This is a genomic window from Priestia flexa NBRC 15715 (assembly GCF_001591565.1).
GTDB lineage: Bacteria > Bacillota > Bacilli > Bacillales > Bacillaceae_H > Priestia > Priestia flexa.
This window is the reverse complement of record NZ_BCVD01000009.1, coordinates 14,327-35,496: the sequence shown is the minus strand read 5'-3', so window position 1 is coordinate 35,496 and position 21,170 is coordinate 14,327. Positions and strand designations below refer to the sequence as shown.

Annotated in this window: 16 protein-coding genes and 2 pseudogenes; 3 read left to right on the top strand and 15 right to left on the bottom strand. The window is 38.6% G+C overall.

The window, feature by feature from the left end; genetic code table 11:
* Positions 1 to 98 precede the first annotated feature (98 nt).
* The 3 genes from BFL01S_RS03050 to desA form a co-directional block, all read right to left on the bottom strand.
* The gene (locus tag BFL01S_RS03050; RefSeq protein WP_025910316.1) at positions 99 to 698 is read right to left on the bottom strand and encodes a response regulator transcription factor; all 600 of its coding nucleotides are present in this window, start codon (positions 696 to 698) and stop codon (positions 99 to 101) included.
* On the bottom strand, positions 695 to 1,840 hold the full coding sequence (locus BFL01S_RS03045; RefSeq protein ID WP_061784827.1) for a sensor histidine kinase: 1,146 nt from the start codon (positions 1,838 to 1,840) through the stop codon (positions 695 to 697). The genes BFL01S_RS03050 and BFL01S_RS03045 overlap by 4 nt, the downstream gene beginning before the upstream one ends.
* Before the next feature lie 76 nt (positions 1,841 to 1,916).
* On the bottom strand, positions 1,917 to 2,969 hold the full coding sequence (gene desA / locus BFL01S_RS03040; RefSeq protein ID WP_025910314.1) for a Delta(5) desaturase DesA: 1,053 nt from the start codon (positions 2,967 to 2,969) through the stop codon (positions 1,917 to 1,919).
* Positions 2,970 to 3,405: 436 nt separating this feature from the next.
* On the opposite strand from desA, the pseudogene BFL01S_RS19835 reads away from it, so the two are divergent.
* Positions 3,406 to 3,549 (top strand): annotated as a pseudogene (locus BFL01S_RS19835) (DUF3231 family protein); the annotation flags it as partial.
* Positions 3,550 to 3,636: 87 nt separating this feature from the next.
* Here BFL01S_RS19835 and BFL01S_RS03035 read toward each other — a convergent pair.
* Positions 3,637 to 4,428 carry a histidinol-phosphatase HisJ family protein gene (locus BFL01S_RS03035; protein WP_061784826.1) on the bottom strand — a complete coding sequence of 264 codons (792 nt, stop codon included), beginning with the start codon at positions 4,426 to 4,428 and terminating at the stop codon, positions 3,637 to 3,639.
* Between the two features lie 203 nt (positions 4,429 to 4,631).
* Here BFL01S_RS03035 and BFL01S_RS03030 point away from each other — a divergent pair.
* Positions 4,632 to 5,291: pseudogene (locus BFL01S_RS03030) on the top strand (permease); the annotation flags it as partial.
* Positions 5,292 to 5,482: 191 nt separating this feature from the next.
* On the opposite strand, the gene BFL01S_RS03025 reads toward BFL01S_RS03030, so the two are convergent.
* The 10 genes from BFL01S_RS03025 to dppA form a co-directional block, all read right to left on the bottom strand.
* Positions 5,483 to 6,031, bottom strand: a complete 549-nt coding sequence (locus BFL01S_RS03025) for a calponin homology domain-containing protein (RefSeq protein ID WP_025910306.1) — start codon at positions 6,029 to 6,031, stop codon at positions 5,483 to 5,485.
* Between the two features lie 122 nt (positions 6,032 to 6,153).
* Positions 6,154 to 6,873 (bottom strand): serine hydrolase, encoded by a 720-nt coding sequence (locus BFL01S_RS03020; protein ID WP_061784825.1) that lies wholly within the window; start codon positions 6,871 to 6,873, stop codon positions 6,154 to 6,156.
* 62 nt (positions 6,874 to 6,935) lie between these two features.
* Positions 6,936 to 7,946 (bottom strand): ABC transporter ATP-binding protein, encoded by a 1,011-nt coding sequence (locus tag BFL01S_RS03015; RefSeq protein WP_025908189.1) that lies wholly within the window; start codon positions 7,944 to 7,946, stop codon positions 6,936 to 6,938.
* A gap of 12 nt (positions 7,947 to 7,958) precedes the next feature.
* Positions 7,959 to 8,867, bottom strand: a complete 909-nt coding sequence (locus BFL01S_RS03010; protein WP_061784824.1) for a C40 family peptidase — start codon at positions 8,865 to 8,867, stop codon at positions 7,959 to 7,961.
* A 17-nt stretch (positions 8,868 to 8,884) separates the two neighbouring features.
* Positions 8,885 to 9,811 (bottom strand): S66 peptidase family protein, encoded by a 927-nt coding sequence (locus tag BFL01S_RS03005; RefSeq protein ID WP_061784823.1) that lies wholly within the window; start codon positions 9,809 to 9,811, stop codon positions 8,885 to 8,887.
* A gap of 102 nt (positions 9,812 to 9,913) precedes the next feature.
* On the bottom strand, positions 9,914 to 11,533 hold the full coding sequence (locus BFL01S_RS03000) for a peptide ABC transporter substrate-binding protein (protein WP_025908192.1): 1,620 nt from the start codon (positions 11,531 to 11,533) through the stop codon (positions 9,914 to 9,916).
* Positions 11,534 to 11,576: 43 nt separating this feature from the next.
* Entirely contained in the window at positions 11,577 to 12,575 is a 999-nt protein-coding gene (locus BFL01S_RS02995) for an ABC transporter ATP-binding protein (RefSeq protein WP_061784822.1), read from the bottom strand.
* Between the two features lie 7 nt (positions 12,576 to 12,582).
* Positions 12,583 to 13,527 (bottom strand): ABC transporter permease, encoded by a 945-nt coding sequence (locus BFL01S_RS02990; protein ID WP_035320101.1) that lies wholly within the window; start codon positions 13,525 to 13,527, stop codon positions 12,583 to 12,585.
* A gap of 2 nt (positions 13,528 to 13,529) precedes the next feature.
* On the bottom strand, positions 13,530 to 14,459 hold the full coding sequence (locus BFL01S_RS02985; RefSeq protein WP_025908195.1) for an ABC transporter permease: 930 nt from the start codon (positions 14,457 to 14,459) through the stop codon (positions 13,530 to 13,532).
* A 15-nt stretch (positions 14,460 to 14,474) separates the two neighbouring features.
* Positions 14,475 to 15,299, bottom strand: a complete 825-nt coding sequence (dppA, locus tag BFL01S_RS02980) for a D-aminopeptidase DppA (protein ID WP_025908196.1) — start codon at positions 15,297 to 15,299, stop codon at positions 14,475 to 14,477.
* 320 nt (positions 15,300 to 15,619) lie between these two features.
* On the opposite strand from dppA, the gene BFL01S_RS02975 reads away from it, so the two are divergent.
* Positions 15,620 to 16,915, top strand: coding sequence for a purine/pyrimidine permease (locus BFL01S_RS02975; RefSeq protein WP_025908197.1), 1,296 nt, complete (start codon positions 15,620 to 15,622; stop codon positions 16,913 to 16,915).
* 42 nt (positions 16,916 to 16,957) lie between these two features.
* Here BFL01S_RS02975 and BFL01S_RS02970 read toward each other — a convergent pair whose 3' ends face one another.
* Positions 16,958 to 21,133: a C39 family peptidase gene (locus tag BFL01S_RS02970; RefSeq protein WP_082802683.1), complete on the bottom strand. Its 4,176-nt coding sequence runs from the start codon at positions 21,131 to 21,133 to the stop codon at positions 16,958 to 16,960.
* Between the last annotated feature and the right edge of the window lie 37 nt (positions 21,134 to 21,170).

Genomic DNA, 21,170 nt, shown 5'->3' with positions numbered 1-21,170 from the left:
ATTATAAACGAAATCGCTTACAATGTAAAATAATAATATCAGAAAATTTAGAATAAACACAAAAAAGAGGGCATAGTAATATGTCCCCTTTTTTCCTTTTATTTAAACCAACCTTTTTCTTTAAAACGCGTAATAGCTTCAATGCGATTTTTCACTTCAAGCTTATCCAAGATGGTGGAGATATAGTTTCTTACGGTACCGGTTTTCAAAGACAGCTCTTCTGCAATTTCTTTTGTATTTTTCCCATCAGCTACAAGCTGCAGTACTTCTTTTTCGCGCTCCGTTAGCGGATTTTCTTCCGCATATACATCATCCACAAGCTCAGGAGCATAAATTCGTCTTCCTTGCATTATACTTCGAATGGAACTCGCTAGCTCTTCACTTGGGCTATCCTTCAGCAAGTAACCGCTAACTTTTGCTTTTAACGCTCGTTGAAAATAACCAGAGCGTGCAAAAGTCGTTAAAATAATCACTTTGCAATCGAGTTCTTCCAGCTCTTCTGCTGCTTCTAGCCCTGTTTTAAGAGGCATTTCGATATCCATGATGCAAACATCGGGATGATGCTGACGCGCAAGAGCTACTGCTTCTTCTCCATTCGATGCTTTCCCAACGACTTCCATATCATCTTCTAAGCTTAGCAAAGAGCCTAAAGCACCTAACAGCATCCGCTGATCTTCCGCTATAACGATTCGAATCATTTCTCTTCCTCCTTTTCCACTTGCTTACGCACGCTCGGAACTTTCACAATAATCTTTGTTCCTTCATCTGATTGAATATCTAGCGTTCCGTTTACAAACTCTAATCTTTCTCTCATACCAATAAGTCCATTTCCGTGTTGAAAAGCATCTTTACTTGCAATGCCTTGTCCATTATCTTGAATGGTAATCATAATTTCATCTGTAGATTGTACAATATTCACTTCACAGCAAGAGGCTTTACTATGCTTTACAACGTTTGTTACCGCTTCTTTTAAACACATGCTTAAAATATTCTCTGTCAGAGGAGAAACGTTTGATAAAGCCAATTCGTTATGAATAAACTCTATTTCAGCTACGCTAAGTATTTGTTCTACGCGTACGAGTTCCTCTTTTAATCGAATCCCCCTCATCTGAGACACTAGTTTACGAACTTCATTTAACGCAGTTCGTGCGGTTTGCTGAACGTCTTTTAACTCTGCTCTTGCCTGCTCTGGATCTTTATTGATCAGCTTACGTGCCAAGTCACTTTTTAATCCAATTAGGGATAGCTTTTGCCCAAGCGTATCGTGAAGGTCACGAGCAATTCGCTGTCTTTCCTCTTGTTTGACCAGCTCTGAAATTCGCTTATTTGCGTCTTCTAACTGCTCCTCTAAGCGCTCTCTTTTCTTACGGTTATAGATTGTAAATGGAAAGATGATTACGCTCATATAAATGATAATCATAACCGGAAGTTGGCGAACAAACAGCTCTTCTTGAGCAACCATATTATAGTTTAGTGAAATGGCTGTGCTGACTAAATGAATAATATAAAGCGTAATAAATGTAAGCCATTTTTGAACATTTCCTATGAAATAAGCGAGAAAAAAAGCAAAGTAAAAGGAAAAATAAACGTAGCTAAAAAGCGTCGTCATCGCGATGGATATACTAATGAGGAGAATTGTCCATACATAAATAGGCCAGCCTTTTGATATAAAAGCAATGCGATAAAAAATAAAGAAGAGAATCGTTAACAAAATACCTAACACAATCTCATTCATTGAAGAAGACTGAAAAACAAAGTAAAAAGGCAGTAAACTAAAAACTGTCCATATGTAAGGAGACATTCCCGTTATCTTTTGAAAAATTGTATCCTTTTTCTTCATGACGCAAACCCTCTTTTACTTTCATAATTAATGCCATATATGATTATCGTATCATAATCACATATGGCATTGAGTATTATTTTACATTTGCTCTAGAATATACCGCTACTCTTTTTTGTCGTTCTTCACGGCTAAATGTTTTTAGATGGTTAAAACCAACAAATTTCTTTTGATCTTCGTCCCATAAATGAAAGCGTAAAGACTCTAAGCTGGTGCGAAGTGTAATGGTCGGTACATTTTGAAGCGGCTCGGTATTATTATGAGCAGCTTCTAAGTGATAATTCGGAACCCGAGGGCTCAAGTGGTGAACATGATGGTAGCCAATGTTACCCGTTAACCACTGTAACACTTTCGGAAGTTTGTAAAAAGAGCTCCCTTCAACTGCTGCCTGCACGTACTCCCACTCTTCATCTGCCTCAAAGTACGAATCTTCAAACTGATGCTGTACGTAAAATAACCAAACACCCAGTGAACCTGAGATTAAGAAAATCGGACCTTGAACCATTAAAAATGACTGCCATCCTAGTGTTAAACATCCAACTGTCACAATAAGCGCAATCGCAACGTTTGTAATGTACGTATTGATGCGCTCAGCTCGCTTAGCTCCTTTACGATTAAAGCGATTTGTAATCAAGAACACATAGATAGGACCTATCACAAACATCACAAATGGATTGCGGTATAAACGATAAGCAATGCGACGTGAGCGAGGTGCTTCCAAGTATTCGTCTACTGTTAAAATCCACAGGTCACCGATTCCACGCTTATCTAAATTTCCGCTCGTAGCATGGTGGATAGAATGACTGTGTGCCCATTGGTTGTATGGAAACAAAGTTAAAACTCCTGTAATGGTACCAAGAACTTTGTTGTAGCGTCGATTCTTAAAGAAAGAGTTGTGGCAGCAATCATGGAAAATGATAAAAATTCGAACTAAAAAGCCAGCGGCAACCACTCCAATTGCTAAAGTTAATACATATGAAATCGCTAAGCTTTGATAAGCAAGAAACCATAAAGCAAAAAACGGAACAATAGTATTAATCAGTTGAACGACACTGCTTTTCTCATTTGGCTTTTCATAAGGTGCCATTGATTGTCTCAACATTTTTTGTTTTTGTTTTTGTTTAATCATTTGGATTTCCCTTTCACATTCATAATTTATTTAAAATTATAAATATAAAAAGAAACCATGTGTAGTAGTACATGTCACATGACAAATATGACAAATGTCATATTGGCACTCGAAAACCCTTTCATATCCTTAGCATCCATTGTGTTGGTACCTTCGTTTATTTACTTTTATTAATTGTTTGTAAACACATCAACCTCTCTAGAAGCCTGTTGTTTCCTGTGTTTTATCCTTAACATCTTTTAATGATGTGAACATTTTGTGACCGTTTGATTAAGCTTGCATGATTCTTTTCATCCACCGTCATAGCTTCAAGTTGCTCGTGTTTAGTACACCTCCACCTACTTCTATTATTCTTTTGTGTAAGATAGAATGATTCACACATTTAGCAACTAAAGTTATCGAAATCATCTTATGCAATACTAGTAACAAGAACATTCATGGAATAGAGACAAATAATATTGGAATGCAGTTAATTACTGGTTTTGCGCAATGTGCAGAGAATAAAGAAGTAAAGCAGTATTTTGTAAGAGGAAAAGAACTTGCTAAGCTCAATAAAACCAAAACCGCATTCACAAAATAGTAATCAAAAAAAGCCCGTAAGCCTTCTACATAAAGACTTCTGCGGACTCTTATTGACAAATATTCTCTTCTACATTCAACTGGTCTTTTAAATCGAAATGGCACTTGGCTGGCGCTTGTCATACGTAAAGACGTAGCGGAATCCGCATTCCTTCGCAAGCGCTATTGCTTCAGAAATATGGTCGCCAACCGTTTCAACTTTATGAGAGTCAGAACCTACCGTTAGCAGTTCTCCTCCAAGCTCTTTATATAATTTTAATACAGCTTGAGAAGGTAGGGGCTCCGCTAAGCTGCTTCGCATTCCCGAAGTGTTAATTTCAATTCCAATATTGCGTTCAATCGCTTTTGTTAAAATGTCCTTTAGCTGTGGCTTAAATTGGTCAAAGTCATAATTCCCGTGCACTTTTATTGCATAGCGCTTCATTAAATCAATATGAGCAAGCACATCGATATCAGCATACTTCACTAGATTGTAGAGTTCTTCAAAATAACCACCGTATACTTCTTCTACTGTTTTATGTTGTAAATATAAGCGGAGCTTTTTGTCATTGATGTTATGAACAGATCCTAAGATAAAATCTAGCTGAAGCGGCTCTAATACCTTTTGATACTCACTTTTTAATAAATGCGGCTCACAAATTTCAATTCCTGCTTTTATAACTAGCTTTCCTTCAAACTGCGCACGACACTGTTCAATGTCTTTTATATAACGTTTTAAATTAATATGTCCATATGTAGGAGCAAGTGGATTAAGTGAATAATGTTCTGTAAAGCAAATTTCGTTAATATTACGATGGATAGCTTCTGTGCATACCTCGTTCATAACCGCTTTTGAATCGAATGAATGATTCGTATGATGATGATAGTCCATAATGTACATGTTTCGTTCCTCCTATTCTTCTCCTGAAATCGTATCTTAGCAAAGCTTCCCGCTCTTTACAATACTACCCGTTATAGGACTAACTCAACTATTCAAACTAGACAATTAGGTGGATATTCACAAATCCTTTTATATTAAACTATTTTCTGTAAAAGTTGAGTGCATGCAAATTTATTTTCTTAAGACAAAATTGGAGTGGTACTATGAGTTCATCCTTGTTGCAGCTAAACACAATTTTTATCAGTATCCTAATTGAAGCCCTTCCTTTTGTGTTATTGGGTGTATTTATTTCTGGAATTATTCAAGTGTTTATTACAGAAGAAATGATGGCAAAAGCCATACCAAAAAATAAAGTAGGCGCTGTTTTTTTAGCAACTTTTATAGGCGCTTTATTTCCAGCTTGTGAATGTGGAATTGTACCTATTACAAGGCGATTAATGGCAAAAGGCGTACCACTATACGCTGCGATTCCGTTTATGTTTACAGGTCCTATCATTAACCCAGTTGTTTTGTTTTCTACATATGTAGCGTTTGGAAACAACTGGGCCGTTGTATGGGAGCGTAGCTCTGTGGCGCTCGTCGTAGCAATTGTAGTCGGCATGCTGCTGACGTTTCAATTTAAAACAGATCAAACGAAGCATAGCGTATGCGTTGACGTTCAGAAAAAGACATTTGGCCAAAAGTTAGTAGGAACCATCCAGCATTCCATTGATGAGTTTTTTTCAGTCGGTAAATATTTAATCATTGGAGCGCTTATTGCGGCTAGTATGCAAACGTTTATGAAAACATCCATCCTGTTAGACCTTGGGCAACAGGATTGGTCGGCTCATTTCGTAATGATGGGACTAGCATACCTTTTATCACCGCTTTATTTTTACCAATTTCCAAGCTAGATTCTAAGATTGTTGAAGCGCAGGGATTTAATTTTCCAATCTATGAAAAAAACAGCCCTTACGATCAGCATCAATTCCTGGAACCTGATGACCCTTACGTTTATCGAAACAATCAATGATAAAAAAATCACGTAACGTTTTCCATGTTACGTGATTTTTTCTTATCGACTTTTTTGCTGAGCCTCGAGTAGCTGCGTGTATAAATGCTGTACTGCCGTTGAGATCGAGTCATCATATCCCACATGATCATAATAGACAGCAATATTTTTTAACATCTCGTACGTTTGCGGGTCTAAGCTCACTTCAAGCGTAACCTTCTTTGAATCAAAAGGATTTGGCACTTCTGGCTCTTCCGCATCTAAGGACGCATGTTCCGCAATTTGAATTGCTTGTTCGACATTTTCAATTTTCCCGTACTGCTGCACCCACTTGCGCCCCATAAAAACAGTATCCTGAATAAATTGCCGATTAGTAGGCGTATCCTTAATATTAAACTGATGATTATGCACATATACAGATTGATATAAGATGACGCTAATAACTTCATCTTTTAATTTTAACTTTCTCAATTCATCAATTAAGTCCGCCACATACTTTGGAAGCGGACAAAACGTTCCCCTTACTTCTTTTATTAAATCCATTGCAATTGACTCTGTTGAATTGCGCTTAAACGCTTTTATAATATCAACCATTGCCGACTCGTTTGTCATACCTACACCACCATTATGGTTAAATACTGTCGTTAGTAAATTCAACCAAAAATTAATTATACAAATCTATTATATAAAAAATATGTGAAAGTTTGTATAGGATGAATGATTGATTATACAATTTATTGAGTAAGCACTTCGCTAATAATCCGACCGAGATCTGCAATTAGCCTCCGTCCATACTCGTTATGTTCAAGTCCATCAATTAATACCACAGCATAGCACCTTTTATGATGCGTAAACAGCACACCGCAATCGTGCGTTATTCCGCGCAAATGTCCAGGTTTATTTAAAATAAAACACTCTTCATTCAGCATAGAAGGTAGTTTATCCCGCATTCGCTGGTTAAGTAAGCTTCCTTTTAAAAAGTCACGCGAATCTTTAGAAAGAACGTCCTCTCTATAGAGTACTTTCAGACATGTAAGTAAGTCCGCTGCTGTTATGACGTTATCTCTTCCTTCCACAGCCGCTTGAGCATCCATCATCTGACGATTGAGCTGGGTGTTTTCTAACCCTAAATCATTAATACAAGCTTGTATGCGGTCTTGTCCCAAAAGGTCAATTAACATATTTGTAGCCGTATTATCAGAAAGAATGAGCATCAACAAAACTAGCTCTTTCACTGTAACGGTCGGTAAGTAGGGATACACATGTAAGATTCCATCTCCTCCTACAAGATCCGATTGTTTAACAGCGATGGTCTGCTGAACTAAAATAACGCCGGAATCAATTTGGCGACACGCTTCAACTGCAATGAGCAGCTTAATAGTACTAGCAGACGGATACACGTTTGTCGCTCCTTGCTCGATCCTTTCTTCAGGAGTTTCAAAGAGATAGCTCACTCTCCCCCTATACATGGACGACCATTGCCGAACGGTAAAACGAATTTTTTCTTCCACTAGACTCATAGTTTGCTTGCTGCAATTTCAGAGGTTAAATCTACAATCCCTTCGTTATAAAGGTGACACGCCACAAAATGATTCTCTCCAACCTCCTGCCACTCCGGTTTCATATTTGCACACGCATCCATCGCAAACTGACATCGCGTTCGAAATACGCATCCAGATGGCGGATCAATTGGGCTTGGTAGCTCTCCTTGTAGTACAATGCGTTCGCGCGCATCTTCAATATCAGGGTCTGGTATTGGAATGGCGGATAAAAGGGCTTTTGTATAAGGGTGTAATGGTTTGTTATATAATGAATTACTTGTTGTCAGTTCAACGAGATGACCTAAATACATAACGCCAATACGGTTGCTAATATGCTTAACCATTGACAAGTCATGAGCAATAAATAAATACGTAAGCCCTTTTTCTTCCTGCAATTTCTTCAGTAAATTAACAACCTGAGCCTGAACCGATACGTCCAAAGCGGAAATGGGCTCATCTGCAATAATACATTCGGGGTTTAGAGCTAAAGCCCGTGCAATGCCAATTCTTTGACGTTGCCCCCCACTAAATTCATGAGGATAGCGATTGGCATGATCACGATTCAAACCAACATCTTCTAAAAGTTCATAAACGCGCTCTAAGCGCTCTTTTTTATTAGAATATAACCCATGAACCTCCATGGGCTCTGAAATGATTTCCCTTACTGTAGACCTTGGGTTTAAGGACGCATACGGATCTTGAAAAATCATTTGCATATTTCGCTGAAACGTAAATTTCTCTTTTTCAGATAGTTTATGCACATCTTTCCCTTTATAAAGTACTTCACCGCTCGTTTTCTGATAAAGACCAATAATCGTCCGTCCTGTCGTTGACTTTCCGCATCCAGACTCTCCTACTAATCCAAACGTTTCACCTTTTTGAATGGAAAACGAAACATTATCTACAGCCTTTAATTCTTTATTTTTAGCAACAGGAAAGTACTTTGTCATATTTTTCACTTCGAGAATAGGCTGTTTCTTTGTCATTTCATTTCCTCCTTATGTCCAGTAGCGACGTATTGCGCAAATTTCATCTTCGTATTCCATTCCTTTAATAGGAATAACCTCAACAGTTTTACCCGTTTTCGGCGAATGAATGATTTGACCATTTCCATAGTACATAGCCACATGATGTACAAAACCCTTTCCTTGTTCGTAAGCAAAGAATAATAAATCTCCTGGCTTCATTTCTTCATATGCAACCCCTTTGCCACTTGTAGCCTGGTCGCTTGCATCGCGAGGAATCGTATATCCATTCGCTTTATGAAGGGAGTAGGTAAAGCCTGAACAGTCAAAGCCATATGAGCTCATTCCTCCCCATAAGTAGGGAAGGTCTAGAAATCGCTTTCCCTCCAACACGAGATGCTCTCCCGATTTTGTTGGATGCTGTTCTGTATCAGCTTGAACTACATTAACATCCTTAGTCAGGAGGAGACCTTTTCCAAGCGGCGTCTCTACTTCAACATGTTCGTTTAGGTGTTGAAGCACAGGTAAAGTCGTTCGATAGCTAAGCATCAGCTCTGTTTGATTATTAATTACTAAAAGCGTTTTTTTGGCCACTACCTGAGCATATGAGTCTTGTTTTTGTACCTCTACTGACTTTAATTGACTTGCGGGAACCCAACCAGGATACCCTGCATCATTCTTTTTAGAAGGCTGACTTGGAATAAGGACGTAGCACCAATCTCCCTCCTGCTTAATAACCTCGACCTTTTCACCAAATAAAAGCTGCGTTTGGACAAGGTTTTCGTTGCATAAAGCGAGACGTTTTTCATACGTTAAACGATATAACCACTCTTCTATATCAACAGGTGCTTCTAGTGCGACCTTATCAAGGCTGCGAGGTGATTCTGTAGATGTCCACACCGTTGCAACTGACACTGTGACAACGTATCTCTTAGCATCCATTGTATCCTCTCCCTTTATTAATCTACTTTCACGCCGGCTTCTAACTCTACCATTCGCTCATAGGTTGACATTGTTGCATACGCCCCAACAGGCACCGCAATTTGTGGCGAGCAGTGTCCGATTAAGAACCCTTTCATAATCGGCTTTTTCAAACCTTTTAACGGCTGTAATAAAGCTTCTTCTAATGATAAAGAGTTTTCTTTTTTTAACGGTTCACACTTATGAAAATCGCAAAGCATAATGCCTGCTGCATCTTCAAATTTCCCAGCAAGCTTTAACTGCGTCATCATCCTGTCAATGCTGTACGGCTCTTCTTCAATATCTTCAATAAATAAAATCTTGCCCTTTGTATCCACTTCAAACTCTGTACCGAGTGAACTTGCTAATAACGTCAGGTTACCACCAATTAGCTGGCCGCTTACCTCCCCCTGTTCGATAATCTGGAGCGGGGTAATTTGGTCAGTATAATATGTTGGCTGAGGGGTAAAAAGCTGTTGAAAAGACTGCTTTGTTTGTTCTTTTACATCATCTTTTCCGATATCAGATGACAGCATTGGCCCGTGAAACGTAATAAGTCCTGTTTTTTGAGAAATAGCCGTATGTAAAAATGTAATATCGCTATAGCCCCAGAATATCTTTGGATTGTCTTTAATGAGCTCATAGTCTAGTAAATCTGCCATTCTAGCCGTTCCGTAACCACCGCAAGCACAAATAATCCCCTTGACGTTTGGATTAGCAAAAAAAGCATTAATATCCCCTGCACGCTGTTCATCTGTTCCTGCAAGGTAGCCATTTTTTTCATAAACTGATTTTCCAACTTGAACCTGAAGTCCTAAGCTTTCTAGGTACGCAATTCCCTTTTTTAACCGCTGTTCTTTTGGTGGGCTAGCTGGTGATACAACGCCGACGATATCTCCTTTTTTTAAAGCAGAAGGTTTCATCATTTAAAAGCACCCTTTCCCTTTATGTAATGAAGAGGCTGTGCGAAATAGAGAAATTGCTCCCATTTTGCACAGCCTGCTTATTCACTACTTTATGAACGATGTTTATTTTTTATCCGCCCATTTTAACTCTAAGTAACCAACTGGATGACGAACAATTCCAGATACGTTTTCGTTTGTCAAAAATACGTAGTTATAGAAGTGAATTGGGATAATTGGCATTTCATCAAATAATAGTTTTTCAGCTTCATACATTAGCTCAAATCGTTTCTTTTCATCAGCTTCATTCTTTGCTTGTTGAATTAATTGATCATATTTTTCATTACTCCAAGCCGTACGGTTCATTGAATGGCCTGTTTGGAAGTTTTCTAAGAAATTGATTGGATCTGCGTAGTCAGCTAAAAACGAACTACGAGATAATTGGAATTTCAGTGCTTTTTGCTCTTCTTGGAATACGTTCCACTCCATGTTCGCAAGCTTCACATCAACACCTAAATTTTCTTTAAACATTTGTTGCAGTGCTTCAGCAATTTTCTTATGCGTATCATCTGTGCTATAAGTTAGCGTGACTTGAGGTAGCTTATCGTATCCTTCTTCTTTCATTCCTTTTTCTAAAAGCTCTTTTGCTTGTTTCACATCTGTTTTGACAAGATCACCGCTTGTTTCACGGAAATCAGAGCCGTTAGCATCATTAAACCCTTTTGATACAAAGCCATAAGCCGGCTCTTCTTTGTTTTTCGTTACATAGTTAACAATTTGGTCTTGATCCACAGCTAAAGCAAACGCCTTACGAATATTGACATTTTGGAACGGCTCTTGATCTAGATTAAGACGATAGAAATAAACACCTGCTTGATCTTTAATGTCTAGACTATCATCTTTTAACAACTGATCACTTAAATCCGCTGGAATTTCAGATACATCAAGCTCACCGTTTTGGTACATTTGATATTCTGTATTTGTATTTTCCACCATTGCCCAGTTAACTTTATCTAACTTCACACTTTTCGCATCCCAATACTGATCGTTTCGCTCCATAACGATATTGCTGTTATGCTTCCACTCTGTCAGCTTAAATGGACCATTTCCAACGAAACTTTTCGCTTCAGCAAACCACTTAGGGTTTTCCGTTGCTACTTTTTCATTGATTGGGAAAAATGCAGGATTTGCAATGACGCTTAAAAAGTACGCTTGTGGACTCTTTAACGTTACTTCAAACGTCTTATCCTCTACTGCTTTTACTTTTACGTCCTCAGCTTTTCCTTTTCCTGTATTAAACTCTTCTCCACCTTCAATAAAATAGCCTAGGAAAGCAGCTCGAGAGCCTGTTTCAGGGTTTAATAATCGTTTCCATGCAAATTCAAAGTCTCCTGCCGTTACGTCATCACCATTCGACCACTTTGCATCTTCACGAATATGAAATGTATAAACTTTACCATCTTCTGATACATCCCATTTCTCAGCGATTGCTGCTTCTGGTTCATGCTCTTGCCCTAATCTTGTTAAGCCTTCCATTAAGTTGTTTAACATTTGCCAAGAGTACGAGTCAAAACCAATTGGTGGATCAAAAGAAGTTGGTTCTGCACGGTTATTCATATACAATACTTTACCATCTTCCTTCTTATTACCACCTTCAGGCTCGGCACCTGAATCGCTTGTTGCCGTACAGGCAGCAAGCGCAAATACTAAAATAGACATCATCACGACAGACATAATTCGTTTCATCTTGTTCCCCCTGTTCTCTTTACCTATTTATGTATCTATAAGGCTAGCTTATAGTAGATACTAGTTTTTTGGCTCTTTCATCTTGCAGCCAACAGCTAACTGAATGCTCATTCCGAAACAAAATTTCACCAGGATACACGCGATCACACACTTCCATTGCGTAAGGACACCTAGCAGCAAATGAGCATCCAATAGGAGGTGCAAATAAGTCTGGCGGCGAACCAGCAATTGGCACGAGGTCTCCACCACTCAAATCGAGGCGTGGCACAGACTGTAAGAGACCTTTTGTATAAGGATGCTGCGGTTGATAAAAAATACCTCTCCGCTTTCCTGCTTCAACGATTTTACCTGCATACATGACGGCTATTCGGTCTGCGACTTGGGCCACAACTCCTAAATCATGCGTAATCAAAATAATGGATACACCTGTTTTTGCTTGAACCTCTTTAAAAAGCTCTAAAATTTGAGCTTGAATCGTTACGTCTAAAGCCGTTGTCGGTTCATCGGCAATGAGTACTTCCGGTTCACATACAAGAGCCATGGCAATGACAATCCGCTGTCTCATACCTCCGCTAAATTCATGAGGATATTGTTTCAAGCGCTCTTTTGGATTTGGAATTCCAACTAAATTAAGCATGTCTAGTGCTTTTTTATTTGCTGCTTTTTTTGTAATATTTTCATGCTGCATCATGCTTTCTGCAATTTGTTGCCCTACCGTAATTGTTGGGTTCAATGCAGTCATTGGATCTTGGAAAATCATTGAGATATCTGCGCCGCGTATCTTTCTCATTGCCTTTTCAGAAAGCTTTGCTAAATCCCTTCCCTTAAATAAGATTGATCCTCTTGTAATCTTTCCTGGAGGATTTGGAATCAACCTCATAATGCTTTGAGAAGTTACGCTTTTCCCACATCCTGACTCGCCTACAATCGCGAGCGTTTCGCCTTTATATAAATCAAACGACACGCCTCTAACCGCTTGGACCTCACCGCCATATGTAGCGAATTTCACAGTTAAATCTTGAACTTCTAAAACTTTTTCCACTGCGCTTCTACCTCCTTAACTTTGGATCAAGGGCATCTTGTAAACCGTCCCCTAGCACGTTAAATGCAAACATGGTGATGGAAATAAAGAAAGCCGGGAAAAATAAGCGCCACCAATAGCCAGATAAAATAGAAGATAAACCGTCGTTTGCCATTACCCCCCAGCTGGCAAAAGGCGCTTGAACACCTAATCCTAAAAAGCTTAAAAACGCTTCAGCAAAGATAGCTGTTGGAACCGTTAATGTCATTTGAACAATAATGGGTCCCATTGTATTAGGTAACAAATTTTTCTTAATAATTCTGGCTGTTTTTGTGCCAAATGTTTTGGAAGCAAGCACAAATTCATAGTTTTTTATTTGCAGAACCTGCCCTCGGACAATTCGGGCCATTCCAATCCACCCTGTCACGGAAAGTGCAAGGATGATGGTTGATAAACCAGGTCCCATCACCACCATTAGCAAGATGACGACTAGCAAGTAAGGAAGACCATATAGGACTTCAACAATACGCATCATCACGTTATCTGTGCGACCGCCTTTGTAGCCAGCAACTCCTCCATAAATAACGCCGATTATAAAATCAATTAAAGCAGCCATTACTCCAACGAATAATGAAATTCTTGCTCCATACCACGTTCGAGTAAAGACATCCCGTCCTAAATCATCTGTTCCAAACCAGTGTTCTTTTGAAGGTGGCTGATTTTGATTCGCAAATGCCGTTTGCGTGACGCTGTGGGGAGAAATCATCGGTCCCATAATGGCCATGATGACTAATAAAACTAAAAAGATTAAACCTAGCATTGCTAGCTTGTTTTTCACTAATCGTAGCCATGCATCATGCCAATAAGACAAGCTAGGACGCACAACAGCTTCAGCCTCGGTGCGATCTTTTTGCTTTGGCACAAACCATTCATCAGGAATGTTTACTGGCTCTTGTGCTTTCAAATCACTCATGCTCATCCTTCCTTTCGATGTAGTTTAATTCTTGGATCTAAAATGCCATAGGCAATGTCTACTAAAAACAGCATAAAAATTAAAATGGCGCTATAAAACACTGTCGTTCCCATAATGACCGGATAATCACGCGTGTTTATACTGTCAACAAAGTATTTTCCCATACCAGGTATAGCAAAAATCTGTTCAATAACAAACGTCCCTGTCAGTACGCTAGCAGCAATTGTTCCCAACACCGTTACAACAGGAAGCAACGCGTTTCGCAAAGCATGCTTAAATACAATCTTATAGGGGGAAAGCCCTTTAGCTCTTGCTGTTCGGATATAGTCTTGTGTTAACACTTCAATCATACTTGCACGGGTCAAGCGCGCGATAATAGCTATTGGCCCCGTCGCAAGAGCAAGCGTTGGTAAAATCATATGCTTCGGGCTCGTCCATGTAGCAGCCGGCAAAATCGCCCAATCAACGGCTAGCTTTTGAATAAGCAGCGTTGCCATAACGAAGTTGGGAATCGAGATTCCGATAACAGCAATCGTCATAGCTAAATAATCGACAATTCCATTGCGGCGTAGTGCAGCTACAATTCCAAGCGCAATACCTGAAAATACAGCTACAAGTAAAGTGACCATTCCAAGTTCAAAAGAAACGGGAAACCCGCGCCCCAGCAAATCATTTACTGTTTGAGACGGCTGCTTAATTGATGGTCCAAAATCAAACGTAACAATGGATTTTATGTACATAAAATACTGGACAATTAATGGCTCATTTAAGTGATAGTACGACTCTAGATTTTCTTGTACAGCTTCACTCGTAGCTCGCTCTTCGTTAAAAGGTGAACCTGGTATAGCATTCATTAAAAAGAAGGTTAATGTTACAATGACCCACAATGTGATAATCATTGAAATAAACCGCTTCACTATGTATGTCTTCATTTTTAATCACACTTTCTAACAAAATGTAGTTCGCATCGCAAGTTCTGTCATAACAAGCATCGCTTGATATGCTTCTAAAATATCTTTCGCTTGAAAGCTAACGGTTGTTGAATTAGGCTCAATTTTTGTACCTGGCATTAAATTGGCCCATTCCGCTTGACCATAATTATTAAATTCGATTCTCAAGGTTGGTTGGGTTGGTGGTAATAAAGGGTTGACTAAGTGTTTATTTTGAATGGCAATTTCAACTTTTTCTTGAAGTAATTGTTCTGCTTTCTTAGGAGTAAGTGTTTGTGCTGCAGAACGAGAAATGGCTTTTTTAACAATTGCTGTCGTAATGTTTGGAATGAGTGATGTCGCTTCGGTGGTTGTATAATCATCTCCTGCTACAAGTAAGATGGGCACTTCATAATATCCTGCGACGTAAGCATTAAATCCGAGCTCACCAACGGCTACGTCGTTTATATACATATTTCGCACTCCGAAAGTCATAGCATGTGACATAACACCAGGCATTCCAGCGCGTGAATGGTATCCAATAAACATAGCTCCAGCAAATGAATCATCAAGACCTTGAACCATTGAATATGGCTTAACGCTTCCTGAAATTAAAACGGCTTCAGGATGTAGGTCTTCAACTAACAGGTTATTCATACTTGAATGGCTATCGTTTACAACCACTTCTGTACATCGGCTTTTTAAAGCAGCTGTGATGACAGCATTGGCTTCTTGCGTCATAATGCGCCTACTGCGCTCATAGTTTGCTTCTTGTAAAAAGACGTTGCTTTGATCCACGAGACCAGTAATTCCTTCCATATCAATAGATACGTATAGCTTCATCTTTACACTCCCTTCTTTGTTTAAAAGAGTTAATTGTAGTAAATATTAAGAAAATTATAAAATATTTATTCAATTTTTTCAATATAATATTTATTGTTTTTGGAATAAATTGTTTATTTCTGTCTATCTCTCTATTCACCCTACATATTTCGTCAATTTTTGCACCGTTTCTTTACCTACGTCGATATACCTACAGCATTTGTTTTCTAGATTAATATAGAGATATCGCTTTCAAAACAACAATTTCGTGGTAAAATGTAAAAAGTTACTAGCTAAAACAAACTAGATTTAGACAGATTAAACATGAGGTGCATACTATGATTCGTACGTCCATTGCTTCTTTACAATGGTTTTTATTTATGATTTCTAATAGCATTATCGTTCCAATTGTCATCGCTTCTCAATTCAACCTTTCACCAACAGAATCCATTGAATTTTTACAGCGGACGCTTTTCATTCTTGGAGCATCAGGCTTACTTCAAATCTTCATCGGACATCGATTACCGATTATGGAAGGCCCAGCTGGCGTTTGGTGGGGCGTATTTTCCCTTTATGCCGGCTTAGGAACAGTTTTATTTGGTTCGGGAACGGAAACGCTTCAGGTTTTACAATTCACGATGATTACAAGCGGGATTATTGCTTTATTAATGAGTGCTTTTGGCCTTATTGATAAGCTAGCAAAATATTTTACCCCAACCGTAACGGGTACTTATTTAATTTTACTAGTAGCACAGCTAAGCGGTTCATTTTTAAAAGGGATGCTTGGCGTAACAAGCGATAACCCTACTATTAAACTTCCAGTCGCGTTAGCTTCAGCTGCTATTTTACTATTGGCTTTTTATATGCTGTCACATCCGCTACTTAACAAGTTTAGTATTATTGCAAGCATCGGCATTGGTTGGGGACTGTTCGCTCTTTTAAACTTAACGGATCAAATTACGTTTCAACCCAACCTCTTTTATATCCCTGAACCGTTTGCTTTTGGCCCCCCAAAAATAGCATGGAGCATGGTAACAACTGCTTTCTTTGTTACGCTTATCTTAATTACAAACATGCTCGCTTCCATACGCGTCGTTGAATTTGTTTATGAACGTAACGGGACAAAAACAAAAGGAAGCTATATCAAACAATCAGGCATTGCTTCAGGCATTAGTCAATTACTTGGAGGCGTTTTCTCTGGTGTCGGGGCAGTTCCAATTTCGGGGTCTGGAGGCTTTATTTCAGCAACTGGTATATACAGTCGTTTACCGTTTATCGTAGCGTCGTTCTTATTATTATTTGTGAGCATTTTTACTCCGCTCACTTCCATTATGTCTAGCTTACCAACAGCCGTGGGCTATGCTGCTATTTTCCCTGTCTTTGCGAGCATGATTGCATTAGGCATGCATGAGTTTTCCAATACATCTGCTCCTTATCAAGCCATGAAAAAAGCTGGAATTCCTCTATTCGCAGGAATTGGAGTTATGTTCTTACCTTCGGAAGCTTTTTCTACACTGCCTCCACTGGTAACGACATTCTTGAGCAACGGTTTGGTGTTAGGTACGCTCATTATTCTTGTTATCGAAGTGTACTCATCTTTTCAAGAACGCCGCCTTTCTAAGAAAAGCAGCCAATAAAAAAAGTGCTTTGCATATGTAGCTGCAAAGCACTTTTTTTATTTACTTAACACGTAGCAAACGAAGATCTTCGTCTCCTTTTGCCATCTCATAAAACTGGCCGCTTTCATCTTGTTCCAATACAAGGTGAAGCTCTTGTTCCGCTTGTTTTATATCTCCTATACTCGCTAGGTAACAAGCTAAATTGTAGCGAATAAACAGGTCATCTTCTTCCTCTAATCGCTTTGCCATAAGCTCCGCTGCAACTTGTGTCTGCCCCGTTAAATGATAGGCAATACCAAGCTCTACATACAGCAAGGTGTTCGTTTGGCCATTTTCAATTCCTTCATTGAAAATGCCAATGGCTTCATCATAACGTTCTATTCGATTATATAGCTTTCCTAATCCAGCATAAACGTTGGGATCATATTTTTGCTGCTTTAAAAGTTGTTTAAACTTTTCCTCCGCTTCTACTTCACTTCCTTGCTCACCGAGTAGAATCGCTTGATATAATAAGAAATCAAAGTTGTAAGGCTCTATATCTAATAAAAATTCGAGAAAAGATAAGCCTTTTTTTATGCTCTCATCATCATGATCGAGATTGATGATAATATGCATTAAATGATGTCCAATACTAAGGTCTTCCGTTTCTTTTAACTTTCTCTCTAACAAAGCAATAGCTTCGTCTTCCATCTGCCTTTCTTCATAAAAACTTGCTAGCGCATGCACGGCTTGTACATTTGTACGGTCTAGCTTTATAGCCGTTTCATGTAATTCAATGATCATACCGAAAAGTGCAATCATTGTTGCTTTTTCTTTAAACTTTTTAATCGTACGCTTTAGAAATGCGCTTTCCTCTTCTACATCATTAAATTCTTCGACTACTGCTTGCAGTGCGACCGCTGTATTCATATAGATAAATGCCTTTTCTTCCTTTGGGACATTTAGTTTCTTTAAATGAGTAGACAGTGTCAAAAGTTCTTTTCGGGATGGGAAGCATTCCAGCCACGTTGCATAAAACAGCTCTTCTTCCACGTTTTCTTTAATGAGGGTTAGCATAACCAACTTCGCTTCTTTAAGATTTCCTTGTTGAATACACCAATTTGCATAGTGGTGCTGTACGGCTTGTTGATTTGGACTCATCTCTAGCGCTTTTAACAAGTACTTTTCCTCTTGGTCTTTATCACCTTTCGCACCATATACATAAGCTAAACTATCCATAACCCATCCTTGAAGTGAAGGTGTGTCAACGGTTTCTAAATAGTTAATGAGCTCTGCATAGTCGGATTCTGTCTTACACAAATGTGATAAACGCTCCATATTCACATCTAATGGATCGAATTGCAGTACGGTATATAGGTAATCTCTTTCTGCTGCTTCATCTTCTTCCATTTGAGCAATTAGTATTAAGTTCTCATACGCACCGCTGTTTCGACGATCATAATACACGCTTAGCTCATACGCTTCTTTAGCTTTTCCAACTAAATCCATCTCTTTGTAAACTTCACCTAATCGATAGTATGAAAAGCCATTTGGTTCAACTCTCAGCGTCTCTTCATAAAGAGCTATCGCTTCATCATATCGCTTCTCTTCTTCTAACAGTACGCCAGCATAGCATCCATAAAGAATTTCTTTTGGATTAATTTTCCATTCTTGTTTTAAGAAGGTAACTCCTCGTTCTAATTGATCAAAATCATTCATAAATCCAACATACGATTCTAAAGCTTGATCTAAATCCGTCTCTAGGCCAGCAAGACCTTTTTCAATGAGAGAGATTCCAACCTCTATCCCCTCTTGAAGGCCGTTTTCTTTGCAAAAATGTACCAACGCATTCCCAGCGTCTAAATAAGCATCTTGATCGTACTCTTCAGCTATTAAAGCTTGTTCATACAGCTTTAAAGCTCCCGATAAACGGCCAGCTTGCAGATAAGCATAAGCAAGGCCATTTTGAAGCATTGGCGTATCAGCATTTGCAAAGAGCTGAATTGCTTTTTCATATTCTTTGTTTTCAATATAGAGATCTCCAAGAAGACGTGAGAGCGTTTCGTTGCTTTCGACTTGCTTAATTCCTTCACATAAAATAGTCTCAGCTTTTAACGAATCGTCTTTTTCATGTTGATACCAATCTGCTAACGAAATGTACGGGTAAAGCATATCAGGCTGCAGATGCTTTGCTACCATAAAGCCTCGATAAGCTTTTTGTCCTTTTTCTAAGCGCTGATCACACTTAGCGCGTTCATACCATAGAAATGCGTCTGTGCGATCATGACGCAATAACTCATCGAAAATAGTTCGAGCTTCTTGAGTCTTTCCGAGGTCATTTAAAATCAGTGCATGATTAACTTTTGAAAATGGCTCTTCATCATAAAAGCTTAGTGAAGTATGAGACAGTTCAAAAGCGTAATCAACATCGTCTTTATAGAAATATGCAAGAGCTAAATAGCTCAGTACAAGATGCTGCTCAATATCTAGCTGCAATGACCGCTGAAAATACGTAATTGCCTGCGTATACTGATCATCTTCAAAATGAATCCTACCTTTTAAGTAATAATAAAATGAACTCGTTCGTTTTTCTTTAACTTGTTGCAAGAGCTCACCTGCTTTTTGTTTTTCACCCGTTCGGAAAAACGCATAAGCTGTGTGTAGCCTAATATAGTCATTGTTTGGATACGTAGTAAGCAGTTTGTGTAACCACTCGAACGTAACTTGACGACTATCCTCTCGAAAAATGTGCTTAATGCCAAACAAAGGAGAAAAAGGAATATCTCCATGTGACTCTAGAAGCGCTATTAGCTGTTGAATATAACGCTCTTCATCCTGCTCAACTAGCTCTGTTATGCGATATAATTCTTTAAAAAAATAGTGATCACGCTCTGAAAGAAACGCAAGTCCTGCTTCTTCTTTACAAATAGCAATTGATAAATAGCCTGAGTTTACGTAAGCTCGTTCGAACTCACTATACTCAACCAGCTGAGGATTTAAAAAATTAGGATCCTGCACATAGAAAGCCTGTAGCTGATCATTATAACCATATACCACTTGAACATGTGAAGCATGCTCAAATTCTACGCTAACAAGTATTGGTGTACCGTTATGAAGCAGTTGCTTATACGTCTCTATAGTCCCTGTGAAAAAACGACAGCTATAGCCTAGACTTTCCGTATACTCCACCGCGGTTGAAAGTTTTGAACCAAGTTGGCTATAAATATGTTCAGCAATTTCATCTTGTGTCTTGGGTTGGTTAAATAAGCTAAGAATCATGCTTAAGCTTGCCGGAACGCAGTAGTTATCTTTTTGAATAATAGGTTTAATGGGTAACTTCACAGCTTGTCCATCATTCATTAATTTTGCGTACGGCGTATTTTTCAAACTCTCTTCTTGCTCTACTAATACCTGTAGCTTGCTTGCATTTTTTAAATAAAAATAGGCTTCTGCTTTGAGCTGTGTAAAATAAGAATGATACTCTTTTGTAATGAGTATTTGTTCCAAGTCATTAACAGCCTCAAGAAGCTCCTCATAGCACTGTAAATCTTTTAGTTTTCTAACTTTCTCCATATATAATGCAGGTAGCTGAGGATACATGCCCAAAGCTTCATTAATCGTATGTAAAGCTTTATCATGCTCACCTTTTGCAGCGTATAGGTCCGCCAAAAATAAAAAACACATATCAGATTTTTTATTTTCACCGATACCCTCGCTTAAATAATATTCTGCTTTTTCCCATTCGCCCGTTTGAATATAAAAATAGCCCCATTTATCAAACATTTCGGTTTCGTTGTATTGCTCGACTTTTTGCATCCATTCTTTCGCTTCATCAAACCGCTTAATTTCTAACAGAATACGTACCATTAGGAAGTAAGCCATTTCAATTTGTTTTGGTGTAACTGTATTTAAATCTGTAGTTTTTAATAATAAATCCAATTCTCGCTTTGCTTGTAGCGTCTTTCCTTCACGAACAAATTCATCATATAAAAAGACAGCCATTTGAAATGTGCCAAAATGGCGATAAGCGTATCGAGTAACCACGCTACTATATCGATACATTAACCCGTCATCTAATAGACGAATGAGCTCGTATAAATCATCGCTCGATTGAAACTCAGCAAGCTTTTTCCTTAGAGTAAGGTGTGAGGGTGCCTTTTCAAGCTGTTCTAATTCTAAGCGCACAGATTGAAGTCCATCAACAATCCGATGCTCTTCTACATAATTTTTCAATTCTTTTACTGTAATCTTCATCATTCTAGCCACCTCATCTATTCCGCAACCACATCTTTTA

Bases quoted from the DNA above. Each gene is read 5' to 3' on its own strand.
- BFL01S_RS03050 (WP_025910316.1), bottom strand. From the start codon at position 698: ATGATTCGAATCGTTATAGCGGAAGATCAGCGGATGCTGTTAGGTGCT.
- BFL01S_RS03045 (WP_061784827.1), bottom strand. From the start codon at position 1,840: ATGAAGAAAAAGGATACAATTTTTCAAAAGATAACGGGAATGTCTCCT.
- desA (WP_025910314.1), bottom strand. From the start codon at position 2,969: ATGATTAAACAAAAACAAAAACAAAAAATGTTGAGACAATCAATGGCA.
- BFL01S_RS03035 (WP_061784826.1), bottom strand. From the start codon at position 4,428: ATGTACATTATGGACTATCATCATCATACGAATCATTCATTCGATTCA.
- BFL01S_RS03025 (WP_025910306.1), bottom strand. From the start codon at position 6,031: ATGACAAACGAGTCGGCAATGGTTGATATTATAAAAGCGTTTAAGCGC.
- BFL01S_RS03015 (WP_025908189.1), bottom strand. From the start codon at position 7,946: ATGACAAAGAAACAGCCTATTCTCGAAGTGAAAAATATGACAAAGTAC.
- BFL01S_RS03010 (WP_061784824.1), bottom strand. From the start codon at position 8,867: ATGGATGCTAAGAGATACGTTGTCACAGTGTCAGTTGCAACGGTGTGG.
- BFL01S_RS03005 (WP_061784823.1), bottom strand. From the start codon at position 9,811: ATGATGAAACCTTCTGCTTTAAAAAAAGGAGATATCGTCGGCGTTGTA.
- BFL01S_RS03000 (WP_025908192.1), bottom strand. From the start codon at position 11,533: ATGAAACGAATTATGTCTGTCGTGATGATGTCTATTTTAGTATTTGCG.
- BFL01S_RS02990 (WP_035320101.1), bottom strand. From the start codon at position 13,527: ATGAGTGATTTGAAAGCACAAGAGCCAGTAAACATTCCTGATGAATGG.
- BFL01S_RS02985 (WP_025908195.1), bottom strand. From the start codon at position 14,459: ATGAAGACATACATAGTGAAGCGGTTTATTTCAATGATTATCACATTG.
- dppA (WP_025908196.1), bottom strand. From the start codon at position 15,299: ATGAAGCTATACGTATCTATTGATATGGAAGGAATTACTGGTCTCGTG.
- BFL01S_RS02970 (WP_082802683.1), bottom strand. From the start codon at position 21,133: ATGATGAAGATTACAGTAAAAGAATTGAAAAATTATGTAGAAGAGCAT.